This window comes from Streptomyces sp. 130 (assembly GCF_007096885.1).
Lineage (GTDB): Bacteria > Actinomycetota > Actinomycetes > Streptomycetales > Streptomycetaceae > Streptomyces.
The window spans coordinates 1-9541 of the sequence record NZ_VJNO01000074.1; the positions used below are offsets into that span (position 1 = coordinate 1).

Below are 9541 nucleotides of genomic sequence, written 5' to 3' on the forward strand. Positions count from 1 at the left end.
GGTGGGCGATACTGGGTTCGAACCAGTGACCTCTTCGGTGTGAACGAAGCGCTCTCCCACTGAGCTAATCGCCCGGGCGCACCGCAAACATTACCCCATGTCAGCGGCGCCCCGTGACCACATCGGGGAGCGCCCCGGGGTCACTCGTGGATCTTCCAGGGCATGACGATCCCGAACTTCCACACGTAGATCCCGACGAGCACCGCGATGATCACGAGCCCGATCACCGTCAGGATGATGTTGCGCCTGCGGACCTTGGGATCGAGCGCCCGCTGGGCGGCCTCGGTGACCTTGCGCCGGGTCCAGCGCAGCACGAGCTGGGCCCAGACGAACTCGGTCGCCCAGATCGCCATGCCGCCGAAGATCACCAGCCAGCCGGGGCCCGGCAGCGGCAGCATGATGACGCCGGCCACCACGACGGCGAGGCCGACGATGAAGACGCCGACCTGCCAGCTCAGGTGCAGCGCCTTGGAGGCTTTGATGAAGCCGGGGGCTCTGGAGCCGAGCGCCTGGTCCTCCTTGGTCACTCCCGGTATGACGTCCCCCGTCGCATCGCGGGGCGTTTCCCCCGCGGCGGGAGCCGGTGTCTTCGCCGCGGCGGCACCGCCCCGCTCGTCACTCTCCGCGTTCATGCGTCCAACCTACCGGACCGCCTCGTGTCACTGGAATGGCCGCATGACGCAAAGTTACACACCGCTGTACGAGCTACCCGAAGCATCTCAAAACGGTCAGAGGGGTTTACAACGCCACCGTAGGTGGCATGTCGATTTCGCCGACGTGCGAATCCCCGAGCGCACACTGAGCGAAAGGCCCTGGCGCTTATGAACACCACGGTCAGCTGCGAGCTGCACCTGCGCCTCGTTGTGTCGAGCGAGTCCTCACTGCCTGTACCCGCGGGCCTGCGGTATGACACGGCCGACCCCTATGCCGTGCACGCCACCTTCCACACCGGAGCGGAGGAGACGGTCGAGTGGGTTTTCGCCCGCGACCTCCTCGCCGAAGGGCTGCACCGGCCCACCGGCACCGGAGACGTACGTGTCTGGCCATCCCGTAGCCACGGCCAGGGCGTCGTCTGCATCGCGCTGAGCTCCCCAGAGGGCGAGGCACTGCTCGAGGCCCCGGCACGGGCCCTGGAGTCGTTCCTGAAGCGGACCGACGCCGCGGTTCCACCGGGCACCGAACACCGTCACTTCGACCTCGATACGGAGCTCTCACACATCCTGGCCGAGAGCTGAGCCAGGCCGGGAGCCGCACGACGCCGTCCGACTCGGGGAGACGGCGTCGCGCGGACAACCTCATACGGCTGACACCGGCGCCGGTGACCGCGGATCCACCGCGGTGACCGGCGCCGGTGCGCGCCCCGTCCGAGCCAGTAGAGTCGTCCGGCATCGGCGGGCGCCCGCCCGCCGGAGGCCAGGGAGCGAAAGCGTGCTGATCCCCCACGACACCCGGATCGCCCTCGACCTGGTGGTCGATCTGGTGAACACCGCGCCGGAGAGCGAGCCGGAAGGGGGCGGGGCGCCCGCCGACGGACTCGCCGACGTCGCGGCCCTCCACGCGTTCGCCGTACGCCACCGGGTCAGCGGGATCGGCGTGCTCGACCAGCGGGACCTGCGGGCCGTGCACGACGTGCGCGCCCGGTTCGCCGAGGTCTTCGCCGCCGGGGACGCCCACACCGCCGCCGGGCTGGTGAACGCCCTGGTGGCCGCGGCGGGCACCACGCCGCAGCTCACCGCCCACGACGGCTACGACTGGCACGTGCACTACTTCTCGCCGGACGCCTCGCTCGCCGACCACCTGGCGGCCGACTGCGGCATGGCCCTCGCCTTCATCATCGTGGCGGGCGAGACGGAGCGGCTGCGGCGGTGCGAGGCGCCGGACTGCCGGCACGCGTTCGTGGACCTCTCGCGCAACCGCTCCCGCCGCTACTGCTCCAGCCGCACCTGCGGTAACCGCCTGCATGTGGCCGCGTACCGGGCGCGCCGCCGGGAAGCGGCCGGCTGACGGCTCACAGCAGGAAGAGATCGTGCAGCGCGGCCATCAGCAGCAGGCCGCCCACGACCGTGAGGAAGATCATCAGAGGGGGCTGGGAAAGCGCGAAGAGGCAGCCGCGCGGCTCTTCGCCAGGGGGTGCGGGGGCGTCGCCCCGAGAGGTGTCCACCATTTCGGGACGATCATGACGCAGTCCCGGGAGTGCTCGTGACCAACATGGCTCTCCCCGGCGGGAGTTCACCCCTCCCGGGGGCATCCGTAATCGCTACGGCGTCCGAATTTCCGTCACGTTTTCGAGTTGCCGACCCGCGCCCGCCCCCGCCCCCGCGCTCCCGGTCGGCTCAGCGCAGCTCGCGGAGCTTCCGCAGCTGGACCTGGCGGTGGACGCCGGTGCCGCCCTCGTGGCCGTTCCAGGGGTAGACCTCGATCTCCTTGGGCCCGGCCCAGTGGTTGTAGGCGGCGAAGACCGTGGAGGGCGGGCAGATCGCGTCCATCAGGGCGACCGAGTAGAGCGCGGGCACGGTCGCGCGGGCGGCGAAGCTGACGCCGTCGAAGTACGACAGGGTGCGGAACACCTGGGCGTCCGCGCCGTGCCGGGTGGCGAGGAACCTGACGATCTCCTGGTACGGGTCCTCGTCGGTGATCTCGACGGCCCGCCGGAAGTGCGTGAGGAACGGCACGTCCACGAACGCGGCCTGCACATGGGGGCTGAGGGCCGCCACGGCCTGGGCGATGCCGCCGCCCTGGCTGGCGCCGTTCACGACGATGCGGGCCGGGTCGACGGCCGGATGGCTGCGGGCGACCTCGACGGCGCGCACCGCGTCCGTGAAGACCCGGCGGTAGTAGTACGTCTCGGGGTCGAGGATGCCGTTGGTCATGAAGCCGGGCGCCTGCGGGTTGGCGGCGCCGTGCGGGTCCGGGGTGGCCCCCGCCGAGTGGTGGTTGACCGCGCCCTGGCCCCGGGTGTCCACGATCAGCGCGGCCCAGCCGGCCGAGGGCCACACCAGGTGGTCGTGCGGCAGCCCGCGCCCGCCTCCGTAACCGAGATAGTGCACCAGGGTCGGCAGGGGGCCCTCGGCGCCCGCCGGAACGTTCAGCCAGGCGCGTATCGGGTGCCCGCCCCAGCCGGCGAACGACACGTCGTACGAGTCGACGGCGGCCAGCGCGCCGTCGTAGGGCGCGAACTCGGCGTCCAGCGGGCGGGCGGCGGCCTCGTCCAGGGTGAGCTGCCAGAAGGCGTCGAAGTCCTCCGGCTCGCCGAGGTCGGGCCGGTAGTCGCGCAGCTGGTCCAGGGGCAGGTCGAACAGGGCCATCGCTTCTCCGTTTCGGGCACGCGGAAGGGGGCGGCGTCCGCCGCACGGTCCACGCGTCCCGCCCCCGGTTCATGGGGCCCGAACGCATACGTTCACGGCCCAGCGGGACGCTATGCGGCTGCGCCGGGCAGGGTCAAGGAATCCCGGGCGCTCCCGGGCGGACGATTCGCCTGGTGAGACGGGGCGGGCCCCGCCGCGTGGTGCGGCGGGGCCCGTAAGTCCGGACGGCTTCCGGTGTCAGATGCCGTGCTTCTTGAGGATGGCCTCGATGTCGCTGAAGTCCTCGCCGGCTCCGGCCGACGCCGGCTGCTTGCCCTGCTTGCCGCGCGCACGCGCGGCCTGCGGCGAGGAGCCCGCACCGAGCGAGGGGGCCGACGCGGCCGGTTCCACGGCCTCGCCCCGGGCGGCCCGGGCGGCCGCCCTGCGCTCCTTGCGGCTGCCGCCGCCCCGGCGTTCGACCGCGCGCGTGATCATGAAGAGCAGCCAGGCGACGCCCAGCAGCCCGAAGCCCAGCCAGACGCTCGGCTTGAAGGCGATGTCCGACACCCACTTCACGACCCCCGTCAGCACCAGGCCGACCGGCACCAGCGAGTAGGCGGCGATCCTCGTCGCGGTGAGGAACCGCTTGCGGTAGGCGGTGACGGCCGCGATGCCCAGGCCCGCCGCGGACACCGCGGAACACATGGTCTCGGCAAGCATCGGTGCCTCCTGGCGCGCGGGGATACGTCCCTTCCATCCTGCACCGGCCACCGGGCGGGCGGCCATGCCCGGGGCCCGTATCAGGGACATCTCAGGGGCCGGGCTCCTCCCCAGGTGCCGGGCGGCGGCCTCGGCGTGCACCCTGCGAGACTGGGCCCATGAGCGATTCCTCCCCCGCGGCGCCGGTCGTCCTCGACGTCTGGTGCGAGCTGCAGTGCCCCGACTGCCACCACGCCCTCACCGATCTGCACGCCCTGCGGGCCCGGTACGGGGACCGGCTGGAGATCCGGCTGCGGCACTTCCCGCTGGAGAAGCACAAGCACGCCTACGCCGCCGCCCAGGCCGCCGAGGAGGCCCTGGCCCAGGGCAGCGGCTGGCCGTACATCGAGGCGGTGCTCGCGCGCACCGGCGATCTCGGGGCCCGGGGCGAGAAGCTGCTGGTCGAGGTGGCCCGGGAGCTGGGCCTGGACGCGGAGGAGGTCGACACCGCGCTCATCGACGGCCGCCACATGCTGATCGTGGACGCGGACCAGGCCGAGGGCAAGGCGATCGGGGTGACCGGCACGCCGACCTACGTGATCGGCGGGGAGCGCCTGGACGGCGGCAAGAGCCAGGACGGGCTGCGCGAGCGGATCGAGGAGATCGCCGACGGCCTCCTGGCCGAGCGGGGCTGAGGCGGCGCGGGGCGGCGCTACAACCGCTTGGCCAGGTTGTACTGGGTCGGCTCGTAACCGAGCGATTCGTACAGCCGAAGGGCCGGGGTGTTGGCCGTGACGACGTGCAGGCCGATCCGGGTCTCGCCCGCCGCCAGGGCGATGCGCTCGGCCTGGAGCATCAGGGCCCGCCCGTAGCCCCGCCCCCGGTACCGCTCCGCCACCTCCACGTCGAACACGTAGCCGACGCGCATGCCGGGGTGCATCTCGAACGGCGCCTCCCAGACATGGCCGACCGTCTCGCCCTGGTGGCGCAGGTGGTCCAGTCGCGCCCCCTCGGTGGCGAGGCCGTCCGGCAGGTGGCGGGCGTGGGAGGCGCGGGCCGCGGCCGGCGCCGCCTCGCGCGGGACGCCCCGGCTCACCAGGCTCTCCGTGTAGGCGGCGATCGCGTCGCGCTCCCAGGCGGCGAACTCCTCGGGGGTCATCGGGTGAGCGGTCAGCCCGTCCGGGAGGGCCGGGGGCTCCTCGGGCAGCGTCTTGACCATGTTGCGGCTCCGCTCGGTGTAGCCGAGAGCCGCGGCCAGCCGCTGCCCCGCGATGTCCCCGGCGGCCACCTCCGTGCCCACCTGGACGCAGCCCCAGCCGCGCAGGATCTCCTCGGAGGCCAGCGCGGCGATGGTGCCCCGGCCGCGCCTGCGGACGGACTCGTCGATCCGCAGGGCTGCGATCAGGCCCGTGGCGCCGCCCGCGCCCGGTTCGACGGCGAGCGCGACGGAGCCGACGGGGCGTCCGTTGTCGCACACGTCGTACGCGCGCCGCTGTGCGCCGTCGGCGCCTGACAGGATCGGCCCGGCCGGCCGCAGTGTCGTGGTCATCAGGTGCTTTCTATCCCCTGCGCGGGGGCCCGTCACCCGTATTTGCGCGGACGGGCCGGGGCCCGGTCAGGGGTCGAGGTCGTCGGCCGCACGCTCCTCGAAGACCCGCATCGCCTTGGCGGTCACCGGTCCCGGCGTGCCGGGCAGCTCCCGGCCGTCGACCCGGTGGACGGCCTGTACATCACGCAGGGTGGAGGTCAGGAAGACCTCATCGGCCCGGTCCAGGACGTCGAACGGCAGGTCGGTCTCCTGTGCGCCGGTCCACTCCACGGTGAGCGCCCGGGTGATGCCGGCCAGGCAGCCGGAGGCGACGGGCGGGGTGTGCAGCTGACCGTCCAGGACGACGAAGACGTTGGACCCGGTTCCCTCGCAGAGCCGCCCGGCGGTGTTGGCGAACAGGGCCTCGGAGGCGCCCTGCTCGTGGGCGCGGGCGAGGGCGACGACGTTCTCCGCGTACGAGGTGGTCTTGAGGCCGGTGAGCGCGGATCGCTCGTTGCGGGTCCAGGGCACGGTGACGACCGCCGTGGTGTCGGGCCGGCGCGTCACCTCGCCGAGGGCGACGACGAGGCCGGGGCCCGCGTCGCCCCGGTCGGAGCCGAGGGGCGAGATGCCGCCGGTGTACGTGATCCGCAGCCGGCCGAGCGCGACCGGGTTGGCCTCGACGACGGCGGCGCAGGCGCGGCGCACCTCGTCCAGGTCGGGGGCCGGCAGGCCGAGTCCCCGGGCCGAGCGGGTCAGCCGGTCGAGGTGGCGGGTGAGGGCGAAGGGGCGGCCCTGGGAGACCCGGAGCGTCTCGAAGACGCCGTCGCCGACGGTGAGCCCGTGGTCGAGCACGGACACCCGGGCGTCGTCGGCGGGGCGGAGCTCGCCGTTGACCCAGATCCTCATGGTGCGGTCCTTCCGGTCGCTTCGTATGCGCCCGACGCTACAGCGAGCAGCCGGGACGCCTTCAGTTCGGTCTCGTCCCACTCGCGTTCCGGATCGGAGCCCCAGGTGATGCCGGCCCCGGTGCCGAAGCGCAGGAGGGGGGCGGGCCCCGTGCGGTCGGTCCAGAAGGTCCTGATGCCGACGGCGAGCGAGGCGGTCCTCCGGTCGGCGTCCACCCAGCCGATGCCGCCGCAGTACGGGCCGCGCGGGGCGGTCTCCAGCTCGCCGATGATCCGCAGCGCGCTGGACTTGGGGGCGCCGGTGACCGAGCCGGGCGGGAAGGCGGCGGCGAGGATCTCCGGCCAGCCCGCGCCGTCGGCGAGGCGGCCTCGTACGGTCGAGACGAGGTGGACGAGGCCGGGGTGCTTCTCGACGGCGCAGAGGTCGGGGACGGTGACCGATCCGGTGGCGCAGACGCGGCCCAGGTCGTTGCGGACCAGGTCCACGATCATCACGTTCTCGGCGTGGTCCTTCTCCAGGAGGTCCGCCTCGGTGCGGCCGGTGCCCTTGATCGGCCCGGACTCGACGGTGCGGCCGTTCCTGCGCAGGAACAGTTCGGGCGACGCGGTGGCGATCTCGACGCCGTGCCCGGGGAGCCGAATCGTTCCTGCGTACGGGGCCGGGTTGCCGCGCGCCAGCAGCGCGGTGAGGGCGTCCACGTCGGCCGCGCCCGGGCCTGGCAGTGGCGCGGTCAGCACGCGGCAGAGGTTGGCCTGGTAGACCTCGCCGGTCGCGATGTACGCGCGGATGCGCCGTACGCCTTCGGTGTACGCCGCCCGGTCGAGGGAGGAGCTCCAGTCGCCGACGGCGGGACCGTGCCAGGCGCCGGGGACCGGGGCGGGCACCGGCGCGGGGCGCACGGTGTCGAAGCGGGCGCAGGTCAGGGAACCCTCGAAGCCCGCGCAGACCGCCCAGAAGCCGGACGAGTCGAGGGCGGCGGGATCGCTGGTCACATCCCGCAGACCGGAGGCGACGAGGCCGCCGAAGCGGGCCATGGGAGCGAGGTCGTGCACGTCCGCGAGTGTAGGGCGGCACTCGGTGACCCGCGCCGGGGCGAGCGCACCTCAGCACGCTGCACAAACGCGTTTTTGTACTGGCCCGGGAATCCGCTAGAGTTCAACACGTCGCCGGGACGCGCAAGCGGACCGGGAAAGACAAGCGGACGTAGCTCAGTTGGTAGAGCGCAACCTTGCCAAGGTTGAGGTCGCCAGTTCGAACCTGGTCGTCCGCTCGCAGAAGGCGGGGGATTCTTCCCGGACTCCCGCCCTTGGTGGAGTGGCCGAGAGGCGAGGCAACGGCCTGCAAAGCCGTCTACACGGGTTCAAATCCCGTCTCCACCTCCAAGGACGATTAGCTCAGCGGGAGAGCGCTTCCCTGACACGGAAGAGGTCACTGGTTCAATCCCAGTATCGTCCACCGATCCGCAAGGATCTCGGGTCCGCAAGGATCACCCGCGCGATTAGCTCAGCGGGAGAGCGCTTCCCTGACACGGAAGAGGTCACTGGTTCAATCCCAGTATCGCGCACGCAGTACACGCAGGTTCACCTGCGCGATTAGCTCAGCGGGAGAGCGCTTCCCTGACACGGAAGAGGTCACTGGTTCAATCCCAGTATCGCGCACTGCCACGAAGCCCCGGTCGTCTCGGCGACCGGGGCTTCGTCGTGCTCGGTCAGGAGGAGAAGAGCATGCGGCCGAAGCTCTTCTGCCGGTAGTGACCGTGGTGGCCGCCGTGGTGCGGGGCGCCCCAGGCGGGCGCCGGGGCGGAGGGGTACGCCTGCGGCGGGGCGGGCGGCGGCGGGGCCTGCTGCGCCCACTGGGACTCGATGCGCGTCAGCGTCTCCAGCTCGCCGTAGTCCAGGAATATCCCCCGGCAGCCGCTGCACTGCTCGATCTGGATGCCGTTGCGGTTGTACGTGTGCATCTGTGCGTGGCACTTGGGACACTGCATGTTCGGGCTCACTCCTCGCCGTCGGTCGCCGTCGCCGGAATGCATGCCCGCCGACGGTCGGTTCACCCTACGACGTGGGGCCGGCCGCCAACTCGGGCGGGAGCGACGCGATTCGGGCGCAGGCGTCGATCATGATCTGTTCCACCTCATCCGGAGCCCGGCCCTCCGCCGCCGCCTTGGCCCGGGCGAGCGCGGCGCTCTGCACGGTCAGCGCGCGGGCCGGCACGTCCAGGGCCGGCCAGGGGTCGCCGTCGACGGGTACGGCGGGGCCCCCGCCGGCCCGGTAGGCGTCCAGGAAGCGGAGCCAGACGTCCGGCGGGAGCAGCCCGGCCGCGTACCAGGCGGCGGGGCGCGCGAGGTCCCAGGCGGGATCGCCGAGGCCCGCGTCGTCCACGTCGATGAGCAGCCAGCGGCCGTGCGAGGCGGGGTGGCGTACGAGCTGGCCCAGGTGGAGGTCCCCGTGGCAGAGGTACGCTCCCCGGCCCGCCGGTGGCGGTGTCTCGCCCCGCGCCCAGCCCGGCAGCCCGCGCCAGGCGGTGAGCACCGGGTCCCCGGCCGGGCCGCCGGGGCGGGCGGTGCGCATCCGGGCCACGGCGAGCGCGGCTTTCAAGGGCCCACGCATGGCGGGAAGCGGTTCCCGGACCTCGGTCCGGTGCAGCCGTGCCAGGAGCGCGCCGGCCTCTTCCCAGGGCGCGGAGTCCGGGTCGCCGGGGTCGACGGGCTCACCGTGCGGCCACAGGGTGACGGGGCGTCCGTGGAGCTCGGCGAGGTGGGCGCCGTGGTCCGGGTGCGGGAGGGTCGCCAGCAGGATGCCGGTCCGCCCCGGCCCGGCGGCCAGGCGCAGGCGGGCGGCGAGCGCGGACGTATCGGTGTCGGCGGCGTGCGCCTTGGCGACGACGGGGCCACTGCGGACGACGATCCCGTCGTCGCGTTCGGCGAGCACGGCGGGCGGTGGGCAGGGACGGGGGCCGCAGCCTGCCGGGTGGGCCGCCCGGTGGGCGAGGTCCCCCAGCGCGCGGACGAGTGCGGCGGTCACGGTCCCCCCCCCCCCCGGGGGGCGGGCCGGGGGGGGGGGGGGCCCCCCCCCCCGCCCGCCCCCGGGGGCGGCGCCGCCCCCCCCCCCGCCCCGGCCCC

General features: G+C 73.3%; 12 protein-coding genes and 6 tRNA genes. 8 read left to right on the forward strand and 10 right to left on the reverse strand.

All coding sequences use genetic code 11. From position 1 onward, the window contains the following. Positions 1-2: 2 nt before the first annotated feature. Positions 3-74 (reverse strand) — tRNA-Val (locus tag FKN01_RS31680). 66 nt (positions 75-140) lie between these two features. Next, entirely contained in the window at positions 141-632 is a 492-nt protein-coding gene (locus FKN01_RS31685; protein WP_143626102.1) for a TIGR02611 family protein, read from the reverse strand. Positions 633-821: 189 nt separating this feature from the next. Between FKN01_RS31685 and FKN01_RS31690 the strand changes: the two genes are divergently transcribed. Then, positions 822-1235, forward strand: a complete 414-nt coding sequence (locus FKN01_RS31690; RefSeq protein WP_003959770.1) for an SsgA family sporulation/cell division regulator — start codon at positions 822-824, stop codon at positions 1233-1235. Between the two features lie 193 nt (positions 1236-1428). After that, complete coding sequence (locus FKN01_RS31695) at positions 1429-2004, forward strand: CGNR zinc finger domain-containing protein (RefSeq protein ID WP_143626103.1); 576 nt, start codon at positions 1429-1431, stop codon at positions 2002-2004. Positions 2005-2008: 4 nt separating this feature from the next. Here FKN01_RS31695 and FKN01_RS32775 read toward each other — a convergent pair whose 3' ends face one another. The 3 genes from FKN01_RS32775 to FKN01_RS31705 form a co-directional block, all read right to left on the reverse strand. Beyond that, complete coding sequence (locus FKN01_RS32775; protein ID WP_185993076.1) at positions 2009-2164, reverse strand: hypothetical protein; 156 nt, start codon at positions 2162-2164, stop codon at positions 2009-2011. A 169-nt stretch (positions 2165-2333) separates the two neighbouring features. Continuing rightward, complete coding sequence (locus FKN01_RS31700; protein WP_143626104.1) at positions 2334-3305, reverse strand: acetylxylan esterase; 972 nt, start codon at positions 3303-3305, stop codon at positions 2334-2336. 237 nt (positions 3306-3542) lie between these two features. Next, positions 3543-4004: a hypothetical protein gene (locus FKN01_RS31705; protein WP_185993077.1), complete on the reverse strand. Its 462-nt coding sequence runs from the start codon at positions 4002-4004 to the stop codon at positions 3543-3545. Positions 4005-4162: 158 nt separating this feature from the next. On the opposite strand from FKN01_RS31705, the gene FKN01_RS31710 reads away from it, so the two are divergent. Next, positions 4163-4678, forward strand: coding sequence for a DsbA family protein (locus FKN01_RS31710; RefSeq protein ID WP_143626105.1), 516 nt, complete (start codon positions 4163-4165; stop codon positions 4676-4678). Between the two features lie 17 nt (positions 4679-4695). Here the strand turns inward: FKN01_RS31710 and FKN01_RS31715 are convergent, their stop codons facing one another. The 3 genes from FKN01_RS31715 to FKN01_RS31725 form a co-directional block, all read right to left on the reverse strand. Beyond that, the gene (locus tag FKN01_RS31715; protein ID WP_143626106.1) at positions 4696-5532 is read right to left on the reverse strand and encodes a GNAT family N-acetyltransferase; all 837 of its coding nucleotides are present in this window, start codon (positions 5530-5532) and stop codon (positions 4696-4698) included. Positions 5533-5598: 66 nt separating this feature from the next. Continuing rightward, positions 5599-6420 carry an aminotransferase class IV gene (locus tag FKN01_RS31720; RefSeq protein WP_143626107.1) on the reverse strand — a complete coding sequence of 274 codons (822 nt, stop codon included), beginning with the start codon at positions 6418-6420 and terminating at the stop codon, positions 5599-5601. After that, a complete protein-coding gene (locus tag FKN01_RS31725) occupies positions 6417-7454 on the reverse strand; it encodes a chorismate-binding protein (RefSeq protein WP_143626110.1) in 1038 nt (345 codons plus the stop codon). The genes FKN01_RS31720 and FKN01_RS31725 overlap by 4 nt, the downstream gene beginning before the upstream one ends. A 163-nt stretch (positions 7455-7617) precedes the next feature. Here FKN01_RS31725 and FKN01_RS31730 point away from each other — a divergent pair. From FKN01_RS31730 to FKN01_RS31750, 5 genes are all read left to right on the forward strand, one after another. Then, positions 7618-7690, forward strand: a tRNA-Gly gene (locus FKN01_RS31730). Positions 7691-7728: 38 nt separating this feature from the next. After that, positions 7729-7802 (forward strand) — tRNA-Cys (locus FKN01_RS31735). Between the two features lies 1 nt (position 7803). Further along, positions 7804-7875: transfer RNA gene (locus FKN01_RS31740), tRNA-Val, on the forward strand. A 37-nt stretch (positions 7876-7912) separates the two neighbouring features. After that, positions 7913-7984: transfer RNA gene (locus FKN01_RS31745), tRNA-Val, on the forward strand. Positions 7985-8006: 22 nt separating this feature from the next. Then, positions 8007-8078: transfer RNA gene (locus FKN01_RS31750), tRNA-Val, on the forward strand. Between the two features lie 50 nt (positions 8079-8128). On the opposite strand, the gene FKN01_RS31755 is transcribed toward FKN01_RS31750, so the two are convergent. Continuing rightward, positions 8129-8407: a zf-TFIIB domain-containing protein gene (locus FKN01_RS31755; RefSeq protein ID WP_143626108.1), complete on the reverse strand. Its 279-nt coding sequence runs from the start codon at positions 8405-8407 to the stop codon at positions 8129-8131. A gap of 67 nt (positions 8408-8474) precedes the next feature. Next, positions 8475-9443 (reverse strand): phosphotransferase family protein, encoded by a 969-nt coding sequence (locus tag FKN01_RS31760; protein ID WP_143626111.1) that lies wholly within the window; start codon positions 9441-9443, stop codon positions 8475-8477. Positions 9444-9541 lie beyond the last annotated feature (98 nt).